Source organism: Flavobacterium rhamnosiphilum, from assembly GCF_004349195.1.
GTDB lineage: Bacteria > Bacteroidota > Bacteroidia > Flavobacteriales > Flavobacteriaceae > Flavobacterium > Flavobacterium rhamnosiphilum.
Genome location: NZ_SMLG01000003.1, coordinates 1 through 24,138 on the forward strand (window position 1 = coordinate 1; position 24,138 = coordinate 24,138).

Annotated in this window: 22 protein-coding genes; 5 read left to right on the forward strand and 17 right to left on the reverse strand. The window is 34.3% G+C overall.

The window, feature by feature from the left end; translation table 11 throughout:
* Positions 1–744: 744 nt before the first annotated feature.
* Entirely contained in the window at positions 745–1,971 is a 1,227-nt protein-coding gene (locus E0I26_RS05060) for an ABC transporter permease (protein WP_131915414.1), read from the reverse strand.
* Positions 1,972–2,083: 112 nt separating this feature from the next.
* Between E0I26_RS05060 and E0I26_RS05065 the strand changes: the two genes are divergently transcribed.
* Positions 2,084–3,301 carry an exo-beta-N-acetylmuramidase NamZ family protein gene (locus E0I26_RS05065; protein WP_131915415.1) on the forward strand — a complete coding sequence of 406 codons (1,218 nt, stop codon included), beginning with the start codon at positions 2,084–2,086 and terminating at the stop codon, positions 3,299–3,301.
* A 26-nt stretch (positions 3,302–3,327) separates the two neighbouring features.
* On the opposite strand, the gene E0I26_RS05070 is transcribed toward E0I26_RS05065, so the two are convergent.
* Complete coding sequence (locus tag E0I26_RS05070; protein ID WP_131915416.1) at positions 3,328–3,822, reverse strand: YkgJ family cysteine cluster protein; 495 nt, start codon at positions 3,820–3,822, stop codon at positions 3,328–3,330.
* 92 nt (positions 3,823–3,914) lie between these two features.
* Here E0I26_RS05070 and E0I26_RS05075 point away from each other — a divergent pair, with 92 nt between their 5' ends.
* On the forward strand, positions 3,915–4,631 hold the full coding sequence (locus E0I26_RS05075; protein ID WP_131915417.1) for a class I SAM-dependent methyltransferase: 717 nt from the start codon (positions 3,915–3,917) through the stop codon (positions 4,629–4,631).
* Between the two features lie 16 nt (positions 4,632–4,647).
* Positions 4,648–5,190: a YfiT family bacillithiol transferase gene (locus tag E0I26_RS05080; RefSeq protein WP_131915418.1), complete on the forward strand. Its 543-nt coding sequence runs from the start codon at positions 4,648–4,650 to the stop codon at positions 5,188–5,190.
* 182 nt (positions 5,191–5,372) lie between these two features.
* Here E0I26_RS05080 and E0I26_RS05085 read toward each other — a convergent pair whose 3' ends face one another.
* The 7 genes from E0I26_RS05085 to E0I26_RS05120 form a co-directional block, all read right to left on the reverse strand.
* Positions 5,373–6,005: a 7-carboxy-7-deazaguanine synthase QueE gene (locus tag E0I26_RS05085; protein WP_131915419.1), complete on the reverse strand. Its 633-nt coding sequence runs from the start codon at positions 6,003–6,005 to the stop codon at positions 5,373–5,375.
* Positions 6,006–6,225: 220 nt separating this feature from the next.
* Positions 6,226–7,893 carry a tetratricopeptide repeat protein gene (locus tag E0I26_RS05090; RefSeq protein WP_131915420.1) on the reverse strand — a complete coding sequence of 556 codons (1,668 nt, stop codon included), beginning with the start codon at positions 7,891–7,893 and terminating at the stop codon, positions 6,226–6,228.
* A gap of 16 nt (positions 7,894–7,909) precedes the next feature.
* The gene (locus E0I26_RS05095; protein WP_131915421.1) at positions 7,910–8,833 is read right to left on the reverse strand and encodes a PstS family phosphate ABC transporter substrate-binding protein; all 924 of its coding nucleotides are present in this window, start codon (positions 8,831–8,833) and stop codon (positions 7,910–7,912) included.
* Between the two features lie 233 nt (positions 8,834–9,066).
* Positions 9,067–9,861, reverse strand: coding sequence for an energy transducer TonB (locus tag E0I26_RS05105; protein WP_131915423.1), 795 nt, complete (start codon positions 9,859–9,861; stop codon positions 9,067–9,069).
* A gap of 39 nt (positions 9,862–9,900) precedes the next feature.
* Positions 9,901–10,446 (reverse strand): ExbD/TolR family protein, encoded by a 546-nt coding sequence (locus tag E0I26_RS05110; protein WP_131915424.1) that lies wholly within the window; start codon positions 10,444–10,446, stop codon positions 9,901–9,903.
* Between the two features lie 18 nt (positions 10,447–10,464).
* Positions 10,465–11,064: an ExbD/TolR family protein gene (locus tag E0I26_RS05115; protein WP_235831715.1), complete on the reverse strand. Its 600-nt coding sequence runs from the start codon at positions 11,062–11,064 to the stop codon at positions 10,465–10,467.
* Positions 11,065–11,153: 89 nt separating this feature from the next.
* Positions 11,154–11,972: a MotA/TolQ/ExbB proton channel family protein gene (locus E0I26_RS05120; protein ID WP_131915426.1), complete on the reverse strand. Its 819-nt coding sequence runs from the start codon at positions 11,970–11,972 to the stop codon at positions 11,154–11,156.
* 374 nt (positions 11,973–12,346) lie between these two features.
* On the opposite strand from E0I26_RS05120, the gene E0I26_RS05125 reads away from it, so the two are divergent.
* Positions 12,347–13,867 (forward strand): helicase HerA-like domain-containing protein, encoded by a 1,521-nt coding sequence (locus E0I26_RS05125; RefSeq protein ID WP_131915427.1) that lies wholly within the window; start codon positions 12,347–12,349, stop codon positions 13,865–13,867.
* Between the two features lie 89 nt (positions 13,868–13,956).
* On the opposite strand, the gene E0I26_RS05130 is transcribed toward E0I26_RS05125, so the two are convergent.
* The 4 genes from E0I26_RS05130 to kynU form a co-directional block, all read right to left on the reverse strand.
* Positions 13,957–15,294 carry an FAD-dependent oxidoreductase gene (locus tag E0I26_RS05130; RefSeq protein ID WP_131915428.1) on the reverse strand — a complete coding sequence of 446 codons (1,338 nt, stop codon included), beginning with the start codon at positions 15,292–15,294 and terminating at the stop codon, positions 13,957–13,959.
* A 62-nt stretch (positions 15,295–15,356) separates the two neighbouring features.
* Positions 15,357–17,747, reverse strand: a complete 2,391-nt coding sequence (locus E0I26_RS05135) for a penicillin acylase family protein (RefSeq protein WP_131915429.1) — start codon at positions 17,745–17,747, stop codon at positions 15,357–15,359.
* A gap of 142 nt (positions 17,748–17,889) precedes the next feature.
* Complete coding sequence (locus tag E0I26_RS05140) at positions 17,890–18,309, reverse strand: glycine zipper family protein (protein ID WP_131915430.1); 420 nt, start codon at positions 18,307–18,309, stop codon at positions 17,890–17,892.
* 102 nt (positions 18,310–18,411) lie between these two features.
* Positions 18,412–19,686: a kynureninase gene (gene kynU, locus E0I26_RS05145; protein WP_131915431.1), complete on the reverse strand. Its 1,275-nt coding sequence runs from the start codon at positions 19,684–19,686 to the stop codon at positions 18,412–18,414.
* 182 nt (positions 19,687–19,868) lie between these two features.
* Between kynU and E0I26_RS05150 the strand changes: the two genes are divergently transcribed.
* Positions 19,869–20,603 (forward strand): SIMPL domain-containing protein, encoded by a 735-nt coding sequence (locus tag E0I26_RS05150; protein WP_131915432.1) that lies wholly within the window; start codon positions 19,869–19,871, stop codon positions 20,601–20,603.
* A gap of 190 nt (positions 20,604–20,793) precedes the next feature.
* Here E0I26_RS05150 and queA read toward each other — a convergent pair whose 3' ends face one another.
* From queA to dtd, 4 genes are all read right to left on the reverse strand, one after another.
* Positions 20,794–21,843 (reverse strand): tRNA preQ1(34) S-adenosylmethionine ribosyltransferase-isomerase QueA, encoded by a 1,050-nt coding sequence (gene queA, locus E0I26_RS05155; RefSeq protein WP_131915433.1) that lies wholly within the window; start codon positions 21,841–21,843, stop codon positions 20,794–20,796.
* Between the two features lie 164 nt (positions 21,844–22,007).
* A complete protein-coding gene (gene aroA / locus E0I26_RS05160) occupies positions 22,008–23,234 on the reverse strand; it encodes a 3-phosphoshikimate 1-carboxyvinyltransferase (RefSeq protein WP_131915434.1) in 1,227 nt (408 codons plus the stop codon).
* Between the two features lie 79 nt (positions 23,235–23,313).
* The gene (locus E0I26_RS05165; RefSeq protein ID WP_131915435.1) at positions 23,314–23,640 is read right to left on the reverse strand and encodes a nucleotide pyrophosphohydrolase; all 327 of its coding nucleotides are present in this window, start codon (positions 23,638–23,640) and stop codon (positions 23,314–23,316) included.
* 1 nt (position 23,641) lies between these two features.
* On the reverse strand, positions 23,642–24,094 hold the full coding sequence (gene dtd / locus E0I26_RS05170) for a D-aminoacyl-tRNA deacylase (protein ID WP_131915436.1): 453 nt from the start codon (positions 24,092–24,094) through the stop codon (positions 23,642–23,644).
* Between the last annotated feature and the right edge of the window lie 44 nt (positions 24,095–24,138).

The following is a 24,138-nucleotide window of genomic DNA, read 5'->3' on the forward strand; positions in this document are numbered from 1 at the left end:
TGTTTGTACTTGTTAAAGTGTTTCTCAAAGCGGGTGCAAAAGTGCAACTTCTTTTTTTAACTGGCAAGAAATTTTTGAAGTTTTTTTTGAAATTTTTATTTCCGTTTTTCTTCTCTTTTTCTTAGCAGTTTGTCAAGGAACTTCGCTTGTTTTGCGGGGTGCAAATGTAGCGAGCGTTTTCTAATCTCACAAGCTTTTTTGAATCTTTTTTGAAAATAAATTTTCTCTCTTAATTCGTATTACTTGCCAGTTTGTTAAAGAACGTCTGCGTCATTGCGGGTGCAAAACTACCACCTTTATCCCGTTATTCAAGCTTTTTAATCCCTTTTTTTTGATGTTTTCTTAACTCTCGCTTTAACTCACTGGAAACATGGTTTTTGGAATGAAAAGTTTTTTCCTCTCCCCGACCCTCTCCGAAGGAGAGTGAGACGAAATGGGTAAAAAATCGTGGATGCCATTATATATAGGGTATAGAAATATAGTATTCTAAGTAGATACTTCGTTCCTATATATAAGGTAACACATACCATACTGTGAATGAGCTTCCATTTTTGCCTAAATCACATAGTCGATGAAACGCTGCCCGCGTTAGGGATAAAAGCGAAAAGCCCACAGTAAAACGAAATGAAATGGAGTTTTGCGAGGACTTGTAGCGGATAGCCCGACTCATTATATAAAGAGAGGCAACTACCCGCTAAGATAATTGCCTCGCTTTATATAATCAGGAACGCCAAAAAGAATATTCTAATCGAAACGTATGGCTTTGACCGGTGAAATTTTGGTTATGATATAGGACGGAATTAATAATACCAGAAAACAAACGGTCACGGTAAGCAGATTTAATAAAAGTATGTATCCCCAATTGAGGTAGACAGGCGCTTGATTGACATAGTAGTTTTCAGGATTCAATTGGATTACGCCAAACTGTTGCTGGATTAGCAATAGTGATATTCCGATTAAATTTCCCCAGAGCAGTCCTCTTACTATAAGATAGAAGGCATTGTAAAGAAATATTTTTCTAACAGACCAATTATTAGCACCTAAAGCCTTTAGAATTCCTATCATTTGGGTTCGCTCGAGAATCAGCACCAATAGCGCCACTACCATATTTATTGTGGCAACAAGAATCATGACTGCTAATATTACGATGATGTTGAAATCGAATAGCTGAAGCCACTCGAATATATAACTGTATTTCTCGATTATGGTTTTGCTGTCTAATGTCGATGCTGTTTGTGCATAAACCTGCTCTCCGGTAGATTCTATAGTATTAAAATCGTCTACAAAAACTTCGAAAGCACCGATTTGATCTGGAGCCCATTTGTTGATGCGCTGCATGTGGCGAATATCTCCTATTATATAGGTAGCGTCGAATTCTTGAAAACCAGAATTGAAAATTCCAACAACATCAAAATTCCTCAGGTTATATCCTTTCTCTTTCATGAAGAAAGTATTGAATGCGTCACCTACTTTTAAATTCAATCTATTTGCAATAAACTGAGAAATCACAACTTCTTCATTTAAATCCCCTTTGCTATTTGGAATTCTCCCTTGAACAATGTACTCCTTTATATTATCCCATTTATAATCGTTCCCCACTCCTTTGAAGACAATTCCTTCGAAAGCAGTTTCGGTTCTAATAATTCCAGCTTTACTGGCAATGGCTTGGATATGGTTAACTTCAGGAACAGATGTGAACTTTGGATAAAAATCCTGTTTTTTAGAAATTGGAACTAATGTGACTTCGGATTGATTATTGTCGTAATTCGAAATAATGATATGTCCATTAAAGGCTGAAACTTTTTCACGGATTTTTTGCTGCAGTCCAATTCCGGTTGCTACCGAAACAATCATCATAATCATACCAATGGCAATTGCCGAGATTGCAATTTTTATAATTGGCGCAGATATGCTACTTTTATAATCTTTAGCAGTTATAAGTCGTTTGGCGATGAAATATTCTAAATTCAATTTGATTGCGTTTCTAATTTGGATTTGCTTCGCCAGTTTGCGTTGCTAAAGCCAAAAATACAGCTAAAACACGAATTACACTAATTGACATTAATTTTATTTGAACCTATATATGAACTCATTTTTTAAAATATCGCTTAGCTTTATATTCTTAACAATCATTTCGACTTCCTGTTCTGCCAGAAAAACAGATGCAAGGGAAAATGTAAAATCGGATTTAGAAATAGTTAAAGACAATCCAAAAACAGAAATAAAGACTGGGGCAGATAATTACAACAACTATTTACCATTATTAAAGGACAAGAAAATTGGAATTATAACCAATCAAACCGGTATTCTCTCTAACAAAATACATTTGGTCGATTTTCTTTTAGAAAAAAACATTGCTATCCAAAAAATATTCGCACCAGAACACGGTTTTCGTGGAACTGCTGATGCAGGCGAACATGTCGTTGACGGAAAAGATTCCAAAACTGGACTGCCGATTATTTCGCTTTATGGTGACAATAAAAAACCGAAAGCCGCGCAATTAGCTGGAATTGACATTATGGTTTTTGATTTACAAGATGTAGGCGCTCGATTTTACACCTATATCTCTTCGTTGCATTATATAATGGAAGCCTGTGCCGAAAATAATATTCCACTTTTAATTCTTGACCGACCAAATCCTAACGGAAGTATTGTAGACGGACCCATTTTAGAAACAGCATTTTCGAGTTTTGTGGGTATGCATCCAATTCCTTTGCTTCACGGAATGACAATTGGCGAATATGCTAAAATGACAAATGGTGAGAAATGGCTAAAGAATGGTGTACAATGCAAATTGACAGTAATTCCATGTATCAATTACAATCGAAAAATGAATTATAGTTTGCCTATAAAACCTTCGCCGAATCTTCCGAACGATCAAGCCATAAATCTTTATGCGAGTTTATGTCTTTTTGAAGGTACGAATGTAAGTGTAGGACGAGGAACTGAAAAACAGTTTCAAATTTATGGCTCTCCTTATTTACCGAAAAGTGGCTTTAGTTTTACTCCAAAACCAAATTTTGGCGCACAAAATCCTGTTTACAACGAAATCGAATGTTACGGAGAAGATTTATCTACAGCTCCAAAAGTAAATCGACTGGAATTAAAATGGTTGATTAAAGCCTATGCGTCGACAACTGACCAATCAAAATTCTTCAATCCTTTTTTTACAAAACTTGCAGGAACTAAAAAATTGCAACAGCAAATCGAAAATGGAATATCAGAAGATCAGATCAGAGAAAGTTGGAAGAAAGGGTTAATAGAGTTTAAAGAAATGAGATTGAAATATTTGATTTATTAAAAGAAGTAAGACCCTGCTATGATTAGTTATAATGGCATTTTCTTCTTCATTTCTTCTACAATATTAAATGCAGCTGGACAAATAGCTACGTTTTCCAATGTTAAGTCTGTGATTTGCTGAAACTTTTTTCTATCCGTATGCGGAAATTCTCTGCACGCTTTGGGACGGACATCATAAATCATACATGCATTTTCATTATCCAGAAAAGTACACGGCACACTTTGCAACACATAATCCCTGTCTTCGTCGATGCGAAGATATTGCTCAATAAACTGTTGTGGTTTTTGTCGTAAATATTTTGAAACACGCTCAATATCTGCATCCGTAAATAATGGCCCAGTAGTTTTACAGCAGTTCGCACACTTTAAACAATCCGTTTTCTTGAATTCAGCGTCATGCAAATCCTGCATCACGTAATCCAAATTCTTTGGCGTCTTCTTTTTCAGCTTATCGAAATACTTTTTGTTTTCGATATGCTTATCTTTGGCTTCTTTAGGAAGATTATTTAAAATATTGTTCATTCTTAGATTTGTTTTTTCGGTTATTCGATAAAACATTTCGCGAAATTACTTAAAACAAATCAACAAATTACCAAATTAACACATCAACTATAATGAAAGACCTTTTTGGCAAAGCCATACTTGATTTTCAAACTAATAATTCCCCAGAAGATTTAATCACTGAAACCTCCATTTCCGAAGAAGATGAAATGAGTGTTGAATATCTATTTCGTTCTTATAATGAAATGCCAAAACTGGAGCAGAAAGCCTTACAACTTGCGAAGGGAAAAGTTTTGGATGTAGGTTGTGGCGCGGGAAGTCATAGTTTGTATTTACAAAACGAGAGAAAACTTGACGTTCATTCGATTGATATTTCTCAAAATGCAATTGAGGCTTGTAAACTAAGAGGTTTGAAAAATACTCTAGTCCAAAACATTCTAGAAATGGACTCTGATAATCCTGAAAATAAATTTGACACCATTTTATTATTAATGAATGGTACCGGCATATTTGGAACACTGAAAGAGACCACTAAATTTTTACAGAAACTAAAAAGCTTGCTAAATCCAACCGGACAAATTCTTATTGACTCTTCGGATATAATTTATATGTTTGACAATGACGAAGATGGTGGAAAATGGATTCCAAGTAACGGATATTATGGCGAATTGACTTTTACAATACGCTATAAAAATGAAAAAGAAGACCAATTTCCTTGGCTCTACTTAGATTATAACACTTTACAAAATGCGACTTTCGCCAATGGATTACAAAGCGAGTTAATTCTTGAAGGGGAACATTATGACTATTTAGCGAAGCTTTCGATTTAACAGAACACATTATAGTATGGAAAATTCAACATTAGAAAAATTACGTTATCCTATCGGCAAATTTATTGCCCCGGAAATTTATTCTAGCGATTATCTCAATACTAAAATAGCAGAAATCGCCAGTTTCCCAGAACGCTTGAAGAAAGAAGTACTTCATTTAACCGAGGAACAACTCGAAACACCGTATCGACAAGATGGCTGGACTATTCGCCAAGTGATTCATCATTGCGCTGACAGTCACATGAATTGTTTCATTAGAATCAAATGGGCACTGACCGAAGATAATCCAACAATAAAATTCTATCATGAAGATCGTTGGGCAGAATTACATGATAATTTAACAATGCCCATCCAGCCTACTCTTTCTTTTCTGGACGGTTTACACTTTCGCTTGGCTTATTTAATGAATAGTTTATCTGAATCAGATTTAGAAAAAACCTTTATTCATCCTGAAAACAACAAGGAATTTAAAATTAAGGAAATAATAGGAACTTATGCTTGGCATGGAAACCACCACTTAGCACATATTACAGCATTAAAAAAACAAAAAGGTTGGTGATTTAGGAGCTTTTTCCAGCTATCCACTATATCTTTTTTATCTCATTAAAAAAATGAGATAAAAAAGGCTACTATCTGGGCTAGGCAACAAGACAGCAGGAAGTAAACATGCCGAAATTAATTAGTAAATTATATTAATTTTAAAACCCCCAAACAGCAATTGTTGATTGGGGGTTTTAAGTTTTAAGGAATATTCAAATATTTATGTGTTTGTAAAGAAACGCGCCATTTCGGATTGTTCATCACATAATCTACAATCAGCGGAGTCATTTCTTCCTTTTTACTCCATTCTGGCTGCAGGAATAAAATAGCATTGTCATTCACTTTTTCAGCTTGCTCTTCGGCAAAAATAAAATCGTGTTTATTGTAAATAATAACTTTCAACTCATGTGCATTATCATAAACAGTTTGTGTCGGTAATTTATTCTTCTTTGGAGACAAACAAATCCAATCCCAAGTTCCAGTAAGCGGATACGCTCCTGAAGTTTCAATATGAACTTTTCTATTATTTTCTTTTAACTTTTGCGTCAGCAAATTCATATCCCACATCAAAGGTTCACCACCAGTAACGACAACAGTTTCTGAATATTTGCTTGCATTTGTAACTATTAAATCAATACCTGTCGGAGGATGTAATTCAGCATTCCAGCTTTCCTTAACATCACACCAATGACAACCCACATCACATCCGCCTATTCTAATGAAGTATGCAGCAGTTCCTGTATGAAATCCTTCCCCTTGAATAGTATAGAATTCTTCCATTAACGGAAGCATAGCACCTTTATTAACTTCTAATTGTATTTCTTTTGATAACATTATTTAATTTTAAAGTGCAAAGATAGTTAATTTGAAAATGAGACAATTTGAAAACAGGAACTAAAACAATAAACTTTAAAAAACAGAAGTTTACGGTCTATAATGATTCAACAAAAAAGAATCTAACTTGGTTATTTTAAAATAGTATTTCGAATACCACTAAAAATAAAAAAACCGATAGTCAAAAAACTATCGGTTTAATATGTAAGGAACAAATATCTTATTTCAATGTTTTCAATGATTCAGTTGCATAAGCATTAGCAGGATCAAGCGCTAATGTTTTTTTGAAATATTCCATCGCCTTTGCTTTATCGGTATTAGCATAACTGGCTGCAATATTATTGTATGACTCAATGATTTTAGCTTTCACCGCAGGTTTTGCAGCTTCTTCAGCACCTAAAGCAGTAACTTTAGCTACATACTCTTCATAATTTTTGGTCATAACATCATCTTTTTCAAGCAATCTATTCGTTCTTGCTCTGTAAAGGTATGCTTCATGATATGTTGGCGATGCCACTAATACTTTTTCGAAAGCAGCATCCGCTTTTTGTAAAGCAATAACATCTGGTTTTGCATCTTTACTGTTATTAGCATAATAATTTGATAAACCATAATAAACATTATCATCAAGATATGTTTTTGAATCCATAACATTAGATCCAAATTCAAAAATTGAAGCAGCTTCTTTGTACAATTTTTGTGAAAATAATTTTTTACCAACTTCACTTAAATCTTGAACTGCCAAAGGCTCCATTTCAACTGCCTTTTTAATATCTACTAAACCAGCGTTAAGAGCAACTGGATCAATTGATAGTCCATCAGCACTAGTTCCTTTTTTAATTTTGGTTAAACCCAAATATAAATAATCTAAAGCGATTGCTTTATTTCCAGGAGCATTGATAAAGCTTTCCAATGATTTAATAGCGACATCAACATTACCATTTTTATAAGCAGCATATCCTAAATAACGGTAGATTCTTGGATTAACTTTATCTAATTCAATCATCTTATTTGCTTCAACTTCAAGAGCTGCATAATCTTCTACCAAGATAAGGAAGTCAGCACGACGCATTCTTGAATGAATAGAATAATCTGTTAAAGACATGTATTTATCATAATACCCTATCGCCGTTTTATAATTTGCAGCAGCTTGAGAAGGCTTGTTACGTGCAATTTTATAATATGTTTCAGCTAATTCTCTGTAAACTGGTCCATAATTAGGATTTATTGCAATAACTTCATTGTATGCTTTTAAAGCTTCGTCATAAGATTTAGCACCTTTCAACAAAACACCTAATTGCATTTTAGCTCTTAACAAAGTATTATCTGTTTGAAAAGCACTTCTGTAAGCTACATAAGCTTCATTTTGTTTTCCATCACCATAATAAGCATCTCCTAAGGCAAGTTGCAATTGAGCATCTTGAGAATTTTTTATCGCAGCTTGATTCAAAATTGCAATAGCACTTTTATAATCTGGTTTTGCAACATTCATGTAAGCTCTAGCAATATAAACATACTCTTGTACGTCTTTCTTTTTTATGTCTTTAGTAGCCAAATCAAATTTAGCTTTTGCACCAGTCACATCATTTTTATCTAGATCTATTTGACCTAAACCAATATAATTCAATTTAGCCCCTTCAGATGTATTTAATCCGTTTTGAAAATAAATTTTTGCAGAATCTTCCACACTTTGAGTAAGGTACACATTTCCTAACGTAAAGAAAGCTGCACCATTACTTGGTTTTGCTTTGATAATCGATTTTAATATCGATTTAGCACTTTCAAATTGCTCTGCATCGATAGCCTTTTTTGCCTGATTAATATCTTGTGCTTGACTCGCAAAAGCGGAAGCCAACAATGCAACACTAAAAATTTTTAATTTATTCATTTTGATTGTAGTTAATTTATTTTTTATCATTTTCGTTTTTACCAATTATCGTAAACTTCCTTGCGGGAATACGAACAGGTAATAATCCAGATTTTAAAATTATTCTTTGTCCGACATCTCCGGCAACAAATGAAGCAAAGCCCATTCCTAATCCAGAAAAACCTTGACAATTGATTATATACAAATCACGTGCCAAAGGATATTTTTTTTCTGCTATGTTATTTTGTGATGGAATATAATAGTTATCACTTTTAAGCCCTTTTACACCTAAAGTATTAACATTATCAACGTGTTTTTGCATTGCCGGAAGTGGTTGAGAAAGCCAATTAACACCCACTACTCCAATCATACCATCATTTTCTGAAACATATTTTATGACTTCATCATTAGATTTAAATGAAAAAACACCCTTTTCAGGGATTGCGTTTATTCCAGCCAAAGAATTCATATAACGTACCGTACTTGAGTTTAGGTTATCAAAAACTAATCCTTTAATTGAAGCTACTGGTTTCCCTTGCATAAAACTAATAACATCTTTTAACGCTACAAGAGTATCTTTATTGTTTTTATTAGAGATAAAAGCTACAGCATCGGTAGCAAAAACAGTTATTTTTGGATTAATTTTTCTTTGCTTAAAAATCTTCAATTCTTCAGTTGTCAAATTTCTAGACAAAATAGCTATTGCAGCTTTTTCATTAAATAAAGAATTAACCGTTTCAGATTCAGATTTAGCAACAAGTTTTACTTTAGCCTCATATTCATTTTCAAACACGGCTACTTGATCTTCAATAATAGGAGCTAAAGTCTCATCTACATAGATTGTGGTTGAACCTTTCAGTATAGTTTCATTTCCTTTTTTATTATTCGTTTGATTACAAGCAAATACCAATATTATTACTGAAAATAAAACAAAATACGGAAGTTTAGAATAATTTTTCATTATCTAGTTATTATTATCATTAATAATTCGAAAGAATCTAAAAGAAGCATATACGATAAGTAAAACTCCAAAAGCTACTCTATAAGTAGACCCCATTGCTAAAGGAAAATTCTTCATAAAGATAATAAATAAACCCAAAACAAGGTAAAGTAGAAAAAACAAAATTCCTAAAACAAGAAGAAATCGCTCTTTAAGCGATTTCTTCTTAATATTATTAAGTATGTTATTTAACATTATTCTGCAGATTGAATAGTAATTGGAAGAGAATAAAGCACTCTCACTTTTTTACCATTTTGCTCACCCGGTGTCCATTTAGGACATTTTTTCAAAACACGGATTGCTTCTTTTCCTGTTCCGTAACCGATATCTCTAATAACTTTAATATCAGTCAAAGAACCGTCTTTTTCAACTACAAAAGTAACATAAACTTTACCTTTTAATCCGTCTTCTTCTGGAGTTTGATAGTTATCCCCAACAAATTTGTAAAATTTATTGATACCTCCCGGAAAATCAGGTTTAACCTCAATACCTGCTGTGTTATAAATCTGGTTATCAACCTCTTCTACTACAGCTGCAGTTCCAGTACCTACCGGTTCAACCGTTAAAACAGCATCTGGATCTCCTTTTATAGTTTCAGCACCTAATTTTTTTTCTTTTAACTCGACAGTTTTAGGTGGTTCTTCAGTAACTTCCTCTGCTTTTGCAACCACTGGCTTAACAAATTTCACCTGATCCACTTTTGGTGGCGGTGGCGGTGGTGGCGGTATATTTTTCTTTATTTCCTCTTTGGGCGGCAACTTAATACTAACAATTTTAGTATCTAAAGTATCATCAACTTCCGAAGAATCAGGTAGTAAACTTAAAATAAGTGGCGCACTAACAGCTAGAGCAAAAACAATTGCACCAAAGATAAGTGCTCTAACAGCAGTCTTGTTATTTGATTTTCTTAGTTCGTAAGCTCCATACGCTTTGTTACGCCCCTCGAATACAATATCAAGCCATTGGTTTGTGAATATATCTAATTTCATTTTTCTTAATTATTAGGTTATAGAGTAAATACTAAAATCTTATTTACCTTCTAACAATTTTAGTTCCTCTGGAGAAAAATCATTTACAATCGCATTTGAAGGCACTCCTACAATAGCCATCTCATCTAGTATATCTACTAAATTACGATAATTTGATTTCTTACTTGGTTTGATAATTACTATTAAACCTTTGTCTTTGTTCCCAGTGTATTCAACTACTGATATTTTTCTTTTCAATAATTCTTTACGAATACCCTCTTTACCATAAGAAATGTCTTTAGGACCAGCAATTGGAGTTGCTAATAAACCCATATAATAAACCATCTTATCATTGTCTCCCAGTAAAACCGTTAAAGTACGGTTTTCATCAACCTTGATTGGTTTATCAGTAGGGTCATCTTCTTTATCAGGCAAACCCAAAGGCATCGATTGTGGTTTAGACAACGTAGTCGTAAGCATAAAGAATGTAATCAATAAGAATGCCAAATCCACCATAGCAGTTAAATCTACTTTTGAGTTTGACTTTTTACTTCTTACTTTTCCACCTTTTTTGCCTCCACCGTCGCCGGTATTTAATTCAGCCATTTTAGTGTATTTTTTTAATTATTTTTCTGTTGCTCTCAAACCTGTAACTAGAAAGAAGTTATTGATTTTTTGGTCTTGTAAAATATCCATAACTTTTTTAATTGCAGGATATTCTTCTTTTGCATCACCTTTTATAGAAAGTTGCAATTCTTTGTCATTCACATCAATATTTGCAATACGAGAATTGTATATCCACTCATGCAATTGATTATCCAATGAATCTTTAGGAATCCCTGGTTGTAAACCCGGTTTACTTCTGTCTGCAGTCTTCATTGCAATCAGTTGCTTAAGATTGATAATTGGAACTCCAATACCTTCCATTAAAGCAAATTTCGTAGATTCTTCTTCCGTAAATGCAATTCCGTACTTTTGACCCATTAACTCAAGTGCCTTTTTTCTAACTTCTCTACCCTTTAAGTCAAAGAAAACTTTTCCTTTTCCAACAGTTATAGTAGCTAAATTATCTTCCGGCAACTTTGATTGAACTTGTGACGCAGGCGTATCCACTGGCAATGCTTCCGGTATCTTAGCTGTTGCTGTCATTACAAAGAACGACAACAAAAGAAAAGCCACATCACACATAGCTGTCATATCAGTAGACCCTGCTTTTTTTTGCATTTTTATAGCCATTAATATATTTTTTTATACTTACAAGAAAATAGAATCTGTTTTACAGACCTCTATTTCCTTGTAAATTAAATTATTAATTATTTTTTTGTACTTCTGTAGTGTCTGTAAGTATTTACAATTGTATTACCAGCCTCATCAATAGAGTAAGTCAAAGTATCAATTTTAGAAGTAAAAAAGTTGTAAGCAATAATTGCCAACGCAGAAGTTGCAATACCTGTTGCGGTATTAATCAACGCTTCAGAAATACCGTTTGCAAGTGCAGCTTGATCCGGAGTACCAGCAGCAGATAATGCACTAAATGCTTTAATCATACCAGTTACCGTTCCTAACAAACCTGCAAGTGTACCTAATGATACCATTGTAGAAAGAATAGTCATGTGTTTCTCTAACATTGGCATTTCTAATGAAGTTACCTCTTCTATTTCTTTGTGAATCGTTTCAGCAGCAGCTTCGCTATCTAAACCTTCATTTTTAACTTCTTGGTATTTCAATAAAGCTGATTTTATTGGATTTGCAACAGATCCTTTTTGTTTGTCACATGAAGCTATAGCTCCTTCAATATTACCATCTTTAATATCTTTTTGTATGCTTGTCATGAATTTATCAAGATTTCCTGTACCTGCCGCTTTTGATATCACAGCATAACGCTCAAATGAGAACACAACAACCATTAATAATAATCCTAATAATACTGGTACAATAGGACCTCCTTTGTACACCATTGCTAACATATTTCCTGGTAATGGGTGACCTGTATTAACACCGCCTTCAAAATTTGCGCCATTACCCATTATAAATTGCCATATTAACCATCCTACAAAAATACATGCTACAATAATGATTCCTGAAATCATTCCTCCACCTTTTGAATCGTTTTGTTTTTTAACGTTTGCCATTTTTTTTAATTTTAATAGTTTTAAATAATTTATCTTTAGTTATAATAAACTTGTAGAGGAGCAAATTTATATTTTTAGTTTAAATAAAAAAACTTTTTTCAATTTTATTATAATTAAATTTATTTCAAAAATAGATTTACAATTCACAACATTACATTTATATCAAAATACTCAAACAAATCTACTCTTTTACAAAAAATAACGTATTTTTTTATGAATTATTAACATAATATTTCAATAACCACCTCTAATTAATCAAAATTAATATTTTATATTATTAACAATAAAAAAGCAGGAAAACTGCAGTATACACTAAAATTTCAGGTTTTAGAAAAAATATAATACCTTGCAAATGATTTAAATCTAAACCTATTATGAGCAGAAAAGAAGATTTTATACAGCAAATTACAGATGGATATAGTTCTAAAGGAGAAAGCATTACCCTTGGCGGAGCTATATTAGATGGCGAAGCTTTGCCCAATGCATATGTAAAAATACCCCTAAAAACCTTAAACCGTCATGGATTAATTGCTGGAGCTACCGGAACCGGAAAAACCAAAACTATCCAAGTACTTTCTGAACAATTATCATCCTTTGGAATTCCTGTATTAATGATGGATATAAAAGGTGATTTTAGCGGCATAGCCAAAGAAGGCGAAGAGAAACCATTTATAACTGAACGACACGCTAAAATAAACATCCCTTATACAACATCTCGTTTTCCGGTTGAATTATTGACTTTATCCGAACAAAATGGAGTTCGTCTTCGCGCTACTATCTCTGAGTTTGGACCGGTTTTGTTTTCAAGAATCCTAAATTTAAATGATACTCAAGCTGGCGTCGTTTCTGTTATCTTTAAATATTGCGACGACAACAAAATGCCTTTATTAGATTTAAAAGACATCAAAAAAATAATCAACTATATCACCGAAGAAGGAAAAGACGAAATTGAGGAACACTATGGCAAGATTTCTACTTCAACAACAGGCACAATTCTTAGAAAAATAATAGAATTAGAACAACAAGGAGCCGATTTGTTTTTTGGAGAAATGTCTTTTGACGTGGAGGATTTAATGCGCATTGACGAAAATGGGAAAGGCTACATCAACATCTTACGATTGACTGACATTCAAGACAAACCGAAATTATTTTCGACATTTATGTTGAGTTTATTGGCCGAAATCTACCAGCAAATGCCTGAAAAAGGAGATTCAGATCAACCAGAATTAGTTATTTTTATTGATGAAGCTCATTTGATTTTCAATGAAGCCAGCAACGCATTATTAGAACAAATAGAAACGATTGTAAAACTAATTCGCTCCAAGGGAATCGGGATTTACTTCATCACACAAAATCCAATGGACATCCCAAGTGGTGTTTTGGCACAATTAGGCTTAAAGATTCAACATGCATTGAGAGCTTTTACAGCAAATGATCGAAAAGCCATCAAACAAACTGCTGACAACTACCCTACTTCTGACTATTACAAAACTGATGAAGTTTTGACAAGTCTTGGAATTGGAGAGGCATTAGTCACTGCATTGAACGAAAAAGGAATTCCAACGCCACTTGCAGCAACGATGATGCGTGCGCCTATGAGTAGAATGGATATTTTAACCGAAAGTGAGATTCAGGAAATTAATAACAAATCTAAACTGGTAAAAAAATATAGCGAACTTATTGACCGTGAAAGTGCTTATGAAATGCTGAATAAAAAAATCACTGTTATTGAACAAGAAGTTGCTAAACAAGAACAGGAAAAAGCATCTGAAAAAGAAGAAAGTAAAGGCCCGAGTACAGCTAGTGTAGTAGGGAAATCAGTTTTAAAAGTATTAACAAGTGCTACTTTTATAAGAGGTGCTTTTGGTGTTTTAACAAAAATGTTTAAAAAGTAAATCCCAATGCAATATCAATGGCAATTTCAAAATTCAATTAAAAAAAACTAAATAATAACCAATCTTATTCGGATTGAATTTTGAAATTGCTATTCTAATAACTCTAAAATTTTCTTTTCTACCACTTCGCTATCCCAAATATTCTCGATGTTTTCCATTTTCAAAACTTCTTCCATAATAGCATTTTGATAATCCCCAATAGCCAAAGCTTCAGCATAAGGACGATCACTAAAGGTTACTCTGCTATAAAGCGGAATCCATTTTTCAGGATATTTATCTGAGAATGATTTTTCGATTTTCTTTTGCAATAGAAATTTTTCATCAGCCGTTTTAGAACTCATTTCCATAAAATTACGATAAGAAAGTTCCGCAATAGCATCTGCATTTGGTTTACGGGATTTTTGGTATTCAGAGAAAATCGTTTTCCAATCATCTCCATACTTTTCAATCATTTCATAAAGAATCGAAATATCCTCAAAACCTGCATTCATTCCTTGTCCGTAAAAAGGAACAATAGCATGACAAGCGTCGCCAATTAAAGCAATTTTATCTTCGTAAGTCCACGGAAAACATTTCATGGTCACTAAAGTACTTGTTGGATTTTTGAAAAAATCCTCCGTCAATTTTGGAATAACATCAATGGTATCCGCTAAGTTTTTCTCAAAAAAAGCTTCTACCTCTTTTTGGTCTTTTAATGAAGCGAAAGAATTTTCTCCTTCAAAAGGCATAAACAAAGTACACGTAAAACTACCATCTAAATTGGGTAACGCAATCAACATATATTCCCCACGTGGCCAAATATGAAAAGAATTCTTGTCTAATTTATGAGTTGCATCCGCGTTTGCAGGAATGTTTAATTCCTTATATCCAATAGGTAAAAATTCTTGCGAATAATCAAACATGCTTTGACGCTGCATGCGATGACGAATTCTGGAAAAAGCACCATCGGCACCAAAAACCATATCATACTTTTTTTCTTCCCAAGCACCTCTTTCGGTTTCACCGATGTGCAAAGTAGCATCATCTAAAGTTACATCCCAGATTTTATGTTCGAAAAAGAATTCCGCTCCTGCAGCTTCCGCCAAATCGATCATTTTTCTATTCAAAGTCCCTCTGGAAATCGAGTAAATAGATTCGCCTTCTTGTCCGTAATTTTGAAAATTAAGTTTATCTACAAGATGAATGGCGCGTTTGTCCATTGGAATTGCAATGGCTCGCACGGCATCGCCTACTCCCACACCGTCAAGTGCTTTCCAGCCTCGGTTAGACATGGCTAAATTAATAGAACGACCTGAAAACTGAATTTGTCTAATATCTGGGCTTCTATCGAAAACATGAACCGTATGACCCGCTTTGCGAAGATAAATAGCTAATAAAGATCCAACTAATCCAGAACCTACTACCGCTATTTTTTTGGAAATTTGCATTAATTTTTTATAAAAAGTTAGGCAAAATTACTGATTTTATTAGACTAAGAACTTTAAAACTATTAATTTTTATGTGGAATAAAAACCAATTTTGTTGAAGTTCTAACAATCTCTTCCTTGTTTAGCTTCATTCTTCTAAATTTTCCAGCATTATATAGCTCCGCTTGATCACTGTAATGCGCACTTAATGGATTCCCTGATTGCCCCGTCGGAAGTATACTCCAGCTGTTTTCTATATCCGAAAAATCAATAATCCTTCTCGTTGACGGACCTCCTTTTACAACATAATTTCCATCATCAGTAAAATCAAAAAACAGGTTATTAATAACTTCAGTGGAACCCGAAACTTCAAAAGGACCTACATTGAAAATTCTTCTTAAAGCAGCCACTTTGCCCAATGGATGCTGATGTTCTACCGTATGAACCTTATTCCAAGTCCAATCAGCAACCGAAGTTCCCAATTGTTTTCCTAAAGCTACAATCGACTCTTTAAACGATTGTGATATAATTTGACTTCGGGTTTCTTTTTCATTTTTAGTACTTACATTATCCCACCAAAGCGATTCTTTATTCCCGATTTGTTTTGCAATAATTTGCTTCATAATATGTGTCTCCAAAAATTGCTTGAAATTAGCTGCGCCAAGTTCGTCCTCGAAAGTATTTTTCAAATAATTAAAAACCCATTTATTGTAAATTGTTGGCGCTACATCAGTAAGATTATTGGAACCTTTCCAACTTTTCAGTATAACCAAAGCTTCTTTTTCATTTTCAGAAAGTGATTTCTGGTCCACATCCAAGATTAAATGCCTAACCACTTCCGGAGCAACTAATGACGTATTATCGAAAATCATTCTTCCCACAGCCGCTTTATCCCAATCCGATTTTGGATTTAATAACTGCGTGATTCGTTTTGCTCGATCTTCAGGAAGGTAATAGCCTGGATATAAAAATCCGTCTATAGGTTCCGGCTGGTTATTCGCAGAATACACATAATCCCATTTTGGATTTACCGCCGATGGGTTTTTGGAGAAATCCAGATATTCTTTAATATCATCTTTACCACTGGCGCCATCCAAAATAAAATTAGGATTTACTCCCGCATTATGCTTGTATAATTTTCCAGTTGCCCACCAAGCCACATTTCCTTTGGCATCGCCATACATTATATTTAAACCGGGCGCCGCAATCAAACTGACTCCTTTTTGGAAATCGGCTTTACTTTTAGCATGCGAAATTTTATAAACAGCATCCAGAATTTGTATGGGTTGTTGCGTATAAATCCAAGACATCGCAACGGGTTTATCTTGCTGCAAACCATCAATCAAATCATTCACGATTGGTCCGTGGCGCGTGATTTTTACATTCAAAACCACATCAGTAGAATCTTTTACTTTTATAATTTTTTTTCGAATTTCATACGCACTGAAACCGTTTGGTGTCTTGTAAGCATTGGCATCATTTGGATTATTCTCCTCTTGGTACAAATCAAGATCATCATTCTCAAACATCGTTAAACCATACGCATACTCGCGATTATGTCCTAACAAAGGATACGGAGTTCCAGCCAAATAACAGCCGTATAATTCAAAATCTGGCGTTACTACATGCGCTTCATACCAAGTTCCCGGTTGTGAAAACCCAATGTGTGGATCATTAGCAAAAATAACTTTCCCATTTTTAGTTTTCTTTGGCGCAATAACCCAACTGTTACTTCCTATAAACGGAGAAATTGGAGATTGTTCCAATAGCGAAGCTACCGACTTTGAAATAGCGATATATTCTTGTGATGTCTCTTTAGCATTTTTAATGCGGGTGGTATTAAACGAACCATCGATTCCAAAATCCTTAAGATATTCCATTCCGTATTTATTTCGAATATCAGTCAATAACGGGTCTGTTTGTTGAGCCATCGCAAAATTAAAAGACATGTAACCAAAAATATTATAAACGTCTTTAATCGTAAATTTCTCTTTCTTAACTCCTATTAAACTAAACTCTATTGGCGTTGTCCCTTCTTCCAAATATTGATTAATTCCATCTAAATAGGCCATTGTCAATTGATAACTTGGACTGTTTTTATCCAAAGCTGCAATCGCTTTTGCGGATGCTTCTTCGATTCCAAGTCCTGCAAAGAATGTATCATTTTTGAGTGCCACTGAACCAAAAATCTCCGATAATCGTCCCGGTGCAATACGACGCATCAGCTCCATTTGCCACAATCGATCTTGTGCATGAACATACCCCAAAGCCATCATCGCATCCTTTGAATTGGTCGCATAAATATGTGGAATCCCAAACTCATCAAAATAAACTGTCGTTTCTTTTTGAATATTTTTCAGTTGCAATTCACCTTCATATTTTGGTTTTAGATAAAACCCATAAATAATTAAAGCTACTGCTAAAACTGCTACTGTTGAAAGTAAAACGAGAAGAACTATTTTAAGTTTTTTCATATTTGAATAAATTGATAAACAAATATATAGGATTTGAAAGTTATTTAAAACAATTTATTTTCATTGTTTTTTTGGTACTAAACAAAAAGAGTGTTTAAATTCTATACGAACTTAAACACTCTCAATTATAATAAGAATAAATTTATTCCTTTTTACTTCCGTCTATAATAGCACCTGTTCCCGCACCTACACCAGCACCTGCGATACCGCCAATTATAGCTCCTTGAACCTTTTTCTTACTTATGATTGCTCCCGTTGCAGCACCAACTCCAGCACCAATAACAGCGCCTTTAGCAGTTCCGCTCCAACCTTTCTTTTTTGCCGTAGTGGTAGTTGTTGTAGCAGCTTGTTGATGGACAACAACAATTTCTTTTTGAGTTTCAATTTTGGCTTCTTCAATTTTAGCCATTTCAACCTGCATCGAATCAATAACTCTTTGTTTCTCTATTTCAACTTTCATGGAATCTACTGTAGCCTGTTTTGCCTTTTGAATTTCCATTTTTCCTTGATTTTGACAAGAAACAACAACTGCGGCTATAAGTATAAAATATAATGCTTTCATAATTTTAAATTTTTATAATTTTTAATTATACAAAGAAACACCTTAAGTGCGCCATAAACTTTATAGAATTTAAACTATTTCTTATATAATTCTGCGTCTGACTTATTTTAGAATTCCAGATTTCAATATTTGTCCAAAGTGATACATATCTTCAAAAGAACAATACAATGGAACTGGCGCTAATCGAATAACATTAGGTTCGCGCCAATCCGTTATCACACCATTTTTCATAAGATAATCAAACAAACTGCGTCCTTCCCCATGAAGCAACACTGATAATTGCGACGCTCTTTCCGATGGATTTGACGGCGTTATAATTTCGAAAGTACTATCGACTTCTTTGTCTATTTCGTGCAGAATGAACTCTAAATACGAAGTGATTTTATCTCTTTTTTGAATTAAAGCATCCATTCCTATTTCATCAAACATTTCTACTGAAGCCAAATAAGGTGCCAGAGAAAGTACCGGTAAATTACTGATTTGCCAACCATCAGCACCATGAACAGGATCAAAAGTTGGTTCCATCTTGAAACGACGTTCTTTATTGTGTCCCCACCATCCTGCAAATCTTGGTAAATCGTTATTGTTATGATGTTTTTCGTGAACGAAACATCCTGAAGCATTTCCAGGTCCAGAATTCATGTATTTATAACTGCACCAAGCTGCAAAATCCACATTCCAATCGTGCAATTCCAGTTTTATATTTCCTGCAGCGTGGGCTAAATCCCAACCTACTTTTGCGCCCGCTTTATGACCTGCTTCAGTTATCGTTTTAATGTCAAAAACTTGTCCTGTGTAATAGTTCACACCGCCAATTAAAACCAAAGCCAACTCATCACCTACTTCTTCAATTTTAGCCAAAACATCTTCTAAGCGAATGTTGTGTTCGCCTTCGCGACGCTTGATCTCAACAATCGCATCTTCTGGTTTGTAACCATGAAAATGAACCTGACTTTGAAACATATATTGGTCCGAAGGAAATGCTTTTTCCTCACAAATAATTTTATATCTGGTTTTTGTAGGTCGGTAAAAGGAAACCATCAACAAATGAAGATTGACCGTTAACGTATTCATCACGGTAACTTCACTTGGCAAAGCACCCACAATCTTACTCAACGGATTTGCAAATCGTTCGTGGTAATCCCACCATGGTTTTTCACTGTAAAAATGACCTTCAACAGCCAAATTTGCCCAGTCATTCATCACTTCATCTACATACGCTTTAGTACGTTTGGGCTGTAATCCCAATGAGTTTCCTGTGAAATAAATCACCTTTTTCCCATTTACCTGCGGAAAAATAAATTCATCTTGGTATTTATGTAATTGATCTTGTGAATCAAGTTGTTTTGCAAATTCAAGGGTATTTTCGAATGTCATGGTTTGTATTTTGTTTTGTAAAAGTAGTAAAAAAAGACAGATAGATAAAAGACTTTTAGTCGATTGACGACAGATAAAACAGTTAAAATTCCGGGTGAGAAAAAATAGTTCCCGAATACTATACGGAATTAAAAAACAACTCGTTATTTAACTATATTTGATTGAATTTAAAATTCTTAGCCATGCTTAAAAACAGTTTAAACGTTATTATTATTGCTATCGCCGTGGTAATTTCCTCCTATTTATTTTCGAATGCTTTTCAGAATCGAAATAAAAGTAATGACACCATAAGCGTAACCGGTTCCGGAAAGAAGGATTTCGTGTCGGATTTAATTGTCTGGAGTGGTTCTTTTTCTAAAAAAAGCATGACTTTGAAAGAAGCCTACGCAGCATTAGATTCCGACAGAGAGAAAATAAAAAGCTATTTATCAGGCAAAGGAATTGCTCCGAATGAAATGGTATTCTCAGCGGTGAATTTTAATAAAGATTTTGAAACTACCTATAACGAAAACGGAACGACAAGACAGCAAATTTTCACTGGATTTACCTTAACCCAAAGCGTGAGCATCCAATCTAAGGAAGTAAATAAAATTGAAGAATTATCTAGACAATCAAGTGAATTGATCAACTCAGGTGTGGAATTCTATTCTTCTCCTCCTGAATATTATTACACAAAACTTGCTGAGTTAAAAATAAAAATGATTGCCGAAGCTACAAAAGACGCGAGTATCAGAGCAAAAAGCATTGCTGAAAATGCAGATGCGAGTTTAGGAAATCTAAAAAAATCAGATATGGGTGTTTTTCAAATTACAGGTCAAAACTCATCGGAAGATTTTTCTTATGGCGGTTCATTCAATACGCAATCCAAAAACAAAACGGCTAATATTACGGTGCGACTCGTGTATCAAGTGAATTAGGAATACAAATCATAAATCATCCCGGAATTGTTTTGTGTGAGGGATGGAAGCGGCATCCTTTATTTTCTTTCTTTAAAAAAATAAAGATACAGCGTACAGCCCGACCCTTGGGGCACACCAAAAAAAATCTCGCCATTACTGACGAGATTTTGTTATTTAGAATCTGAAATAAATTCAGATTAAATTCAGATTAGATGATTAACATCGCGTCACCGTAAGAATAGAATTTATATCCTTCTTTGATTGCTTCCGCATACGCTCTTTTCATTAAATCATGTCCGCAAAATGCTGAAACCATCATTAATAAAGTTGATTTTGGCGTGTGGAAATTGGTAATCATACACGTTGGAATCGTAAACTCATGAGGAGGAAAAACGAATTTATTTGTCCATCCATCAAAAGGATTCAAGGTGTTTTGTGACGATACTGAGCTTTCAACGGCACGCATAGAAGTAGTTCCTACGGTACAAATACGTTTCTTTTTAGCTTTGGCTTCATTCACAATATCACACGCTTCTTGAGTGATTTTTAGTTCCTCAGAATCCATTTTATGTTTTGATAAATCCTCAACCTCAACTGGATTGAAAGTTCCTAAACCTACGTGAAGCGTTACTTCGGCAAATTTGACTCCTTTGATTTCCAGTTTTTTCAATAAATGTTTCGAGAAGTGCAATCCTGCAGTTGGCGCCGCAACAGCTCCTTCTTCTTTAGCATAAATGGTTTGGTAACGTTCCGCATCTTCCGGAGTTACGTCTCTTGAAATGTATTTTGGGATTGGAGTTTCTCCAAGTTCTGTTAATTTATTTCTGAATTCTTCATAAGAACCGTCGTAAAGGAAACGCAATGTTCTTCCACGAGAAGTCGTATTGTCGATAACCTCAGCAACTAATGAGTCGTCATCTCCAAAATATAATTTGTTACCAATTCTGATTTTACGGGCCGGATCAACTAAAACATCCCAAAGTCTTTGCTCAGAATTTAATTCTCTAAGTAAAAAAACTTCGATTCTTGCTCCTGTTTTCTCCTTGTTTCCATACAAACGTGCTGGAAAAACTTTGGTATTATTCAGAATTAAAACATCTCCGTCATCAAAATAATCGATAACATCTTTGAACATTTTATGTTCTATAGTTTGTTTCTTACGATCAATAACCATTAGACGAGCTTCGTCTCTGTTTTCAGCTGGATATTCGGCAAGAAGTTCTTTTGGTAAATCGAATTGAAAATGTGATAATTTCATTTGATAAAGTTATGAGTTATGAATTATAAGTTATGAGTTAAGCCTCAATAAATTATAATCGTTTGCAAATATACGATTGTGAGATAGGCGTTGTCAAGTGTTTTGCTGTTTATTTTCAAAAGTCCGTTGCCACAAAGGCGCAAGGGCACTAAGCAAAATTTCATTTACAAAATTTCAGACACATTACATCCTAATTTCTTCATGTCTTCCCAAAAATCAGGATATGATTTTGAAACTACTTCGGCATTTTCAATAATTATAGGCACTTTTAAAGCTAATGGGGCAAATGCCATCGCCATTCTGTGATCGTTATAAGTAGCGATTTTAATATTGTGATTGATTTCATCTGAAGCCACAAGTGTCAAGCTATCATTGGTAACTGCTATATTTGCTCCAAGTTTTGTCAGTTCAATTCGTAGTGCTTCCAGTCTATCAGTTTCTTTAATTTTCAAGGTATGAAGTCCTGTAAGATGGCAACCAATTCCTAATCCAAGGCAAGTGACAACTATTGTTTGGGCGATATCAGGCGTGTTATTTAATTCTAAGTTTAAAGTTTGAGGTTTAAATTCAGGCTGTTTAACCAAAATCATTTTGTTTCCTTCAAAATGCGTTTCAACTCCCATTTGTTTGTAGATTTCAACCAAAGCCGAATCGCCTTGCAAACTGGTTTCTTTATAACTCGTCAATGAAATAGAAGCATTTTCAGCCAAAGCAGCCAAACTAAAAAAGTACGACGCAGAACTCCAATCGGATTCTACGGTCATTACTTTTGATTCTACTTCTTGTTTTGGATAAACGGTAATTACATTTCCTTCAAAACTGGTTTTAATATCCAAATCATTCAACAAAGCCAAGGTCATCTTGATATAAGGAACCGAAGTGATTTCACCGACTAAAGTGATTTCAATACCGTTTTCCAGTTTTGGTGCCACTAATAACAATGCCGATATGTATTGACTGCTTACATTTGCAGGAATAGTAACCTTAGAAGCTGTGATTTTTTGTCCTTTGATTCGAATAGGCGGATACCCTGCTTCTTTCTCATAGGAGATTTTCGCACCCAATTGCTCCAACGCTTCCACCAAAACTTTTATTGGACGTTCGGTCATTCGTTGAGAGCCAGTCAACACTACTTCGCGACCTTCGTTTACTGCAAAATAAGCCGTTAGAAATCGCATCGCCGTTCCCGCATGATGAATATCTACTATTTCCTCATTTCCTTTCAATGCTTTTTGCATGACTTCACTGTCATCTGAGTTGGATGTATTGGCTAAAGTGATATTGGGAAACAACGCTTGCAACAATAATAGTCGGTTGGTTTCGCTTTTTGAACCAGTAACTGCAATTTGAGCTTGTAAATTGGAATGGGAAGTTTGTAACAGTAAATTCATTTTTGGTAATTGTTTGGTATGTTTTGGCAAATTTATTTTAAAAAAAGCATGTACCAAAGCTTTACCTCGACATATAACATTATTTTAGTTTATCGTTGTTTTTGTGGCGGTCTTTGTCGCGAATGGATTTCAAATCCATCTTTTTATCGAATGCAGCCTGCAAATCGATTCCGGTTTGATTCGCTAAGCACAATACCACAAAAACCACATCGGATAATTCTTCACCAAGGTCTTTATTTTTATCGCTTTCTTTTTCGGATTGTTCTCCATAACGGCGGGCAATAATTCGGGCCACTTCACCTACTTCTTCCGTAAGTTGTGCCATATTTGTGAGTTCATTAAAATAACGAACACCGTGTTCTTTTATCCAAGTGTCAACGTCTAGTTGGGAATTTTTCAGGTTCATCTTATTCTCTATTTTTACTGTCAATTACTATTGTTACTGGACCATCATTTAATAAAAGTACTTTCATATCCGCACCAAAAATACCCGTTTGTACTTTTTTACCAATTTCTTTCTCCATCTGAATTACAAAGTTTTCGTATAACGGAATGGCAACTTCTGGTTTTGAAGCTTTTATATAAGACGGACGATTGCCTTTTTTGGTGGAAGCATGAAGCGTAAACTGGCTTACTACAATTATATCACCATTTACATCTTTAACCGATAAATTCATGACATGATTTTCATCGCCAAAAATGCGAAGATTTGCAATTTTACCAACTAACCAATTACTGTCTTCTTGCGTATCGGTATCTTCTATTCCCACTAAGATCAATAATCCTTTTTGGATATCGGCTACAATTTTATTATCGATGGTTACGGAAGCAGAGGAAACTCTTTGAATTACAACTTTCAAAATAATGGTGAATTATGAATGATAAATTATGAATGGTAAATATT

Coding starts and splice junctions, on each gene's coding strand:
- E0I26_RS05065 (WP_131915415.1), top strand. CDS start 2,084: ATGAACTCATTTTTTAAAATATCGCTTAGCTTTATATTCTTAACAATC.
- E0I26_RS05070 (WP_131915416.1), bottom strand. CDS start 3,822: ATGAACAATATTTTAAATAATCTTCCTAAAGAAGCCAAAGATAAGCAT.
- E0I26_RS05075 (WP_131915417.1), top strand. CDS start 3,915: ATGAAAGACCTTTTTGGCAAAGCCATACTTGATTTTCAAACTAATAAT.
- E0I26_RS05080 (WP_131915418.1), top strand. CDS start 4,648: ATGGAAAATTCAACATTAGAAAAATTACGTTATCCTATCGGCAAATTT.
- E0I26_RS05085 (WP_131915419.1), bottom strand. CDS start 6,005: ATGTTATCAAAAGAAATACAATTAGAAGTTAATAAAGGTGCTATGCTT.
- E0I26_RS05090 (WP_131915420.1), bottom strand. CDS start 7,893: ATGAATAAATTAAAAATTTTTAGTGTTGCATTGTTGGCTTCCGCTTTT.
- E0I26_RS05095 (WP_131915421.1), bottom strand. CDS start 8,833: ATGAAAAATTATTCTAAACTTCCGTATTTTGTTTTATTTTCAGTAATA.
- E0I26_RS05105 (WP_131915423.1), bottom strand. CDS start 9,861: ATGAAATTAGATATATTCACAAACCAATGGCTTGATATTGTATTCGAG.
- E0I26_RS05110 (WP_131915424.1), bottom strand. CDS start 10,446: ATGGCTGAATTAAATACCGGCGACGGTGGAGGCAAAAAAGGTGGAAAA.
- E0I26_RS05115 (WP_235831715.1), bottom strand. CDS start 11,064: ATGCAAAAAAAAGCAGGGTCTACTGATATGACAGCTATGTGTGATGTG.
- E0I26_RS05120 (WP_131915426.1), bottom strand. CDS start 11,972: ATGGCAAACGTTAAAAAACAAAACGATTCAAAAGGTGGAGGAATGATT.
- E0I26_RS05125 (WP_131915427.1), top strand. CDS start 12,347: ATGAGCAGAAAAGAAGATTTTATACAGCAAATTACAGATGGATATAGT.
- E0I26_RS05130 (WP_131915428.1), bottom strand. CDS start 15,294: ATGCAAATTTCCAAAAAAATAGCGGTAGTAGGTTCTGGATTAGTTGGA.
- E0I26_RS05135 (WP_131915429.1), bottom strand. CDS start 17,747: ATGAAAAAACTTAAAATAGTTCTTCTCGTTTTACTTTCAACAGTAGCA.
- E0I26_RS05140 (WP_131915430.1), bottom strand. CDS start 18,309: ATGAAAGCATTATATTTTATACTTATAGCCGCAGTTGTTGTTTCTTGT.
- kynU (WP_131915431.1), bottom strand. CDS start 19,686: ATGACATTCGAAAATACCCTTGAATTTGCAAAACAACTTGATTCACAA.
- E0I26_RS05150 (WP_131915432.1), top strand. CDS start 19,869: ATGCTTAAAAACAGTTTAAACGTTATTATTATTGCTATCGCCGTGGTA.
- queA (WP_131915433.1), bottom strand. CDS start 21,843: ATGAAATTATCACATTTTCAATTCGATTTACCAAAAGAACTTCTTGCC.
- aroA (WP_131915434.1), bottom strand. CDS start 23,234: ATGAATTTACTGTTACAAACTTCCCATTCCAATTTACAAGCTCAAATT.
- E0I26_RS05165 (WP_131915435.1), bottom strand. CDS start 23,640: ATGAACCTGAAAAATTCCCAACTAGACGTTGACACTTGGATAAAAGAA.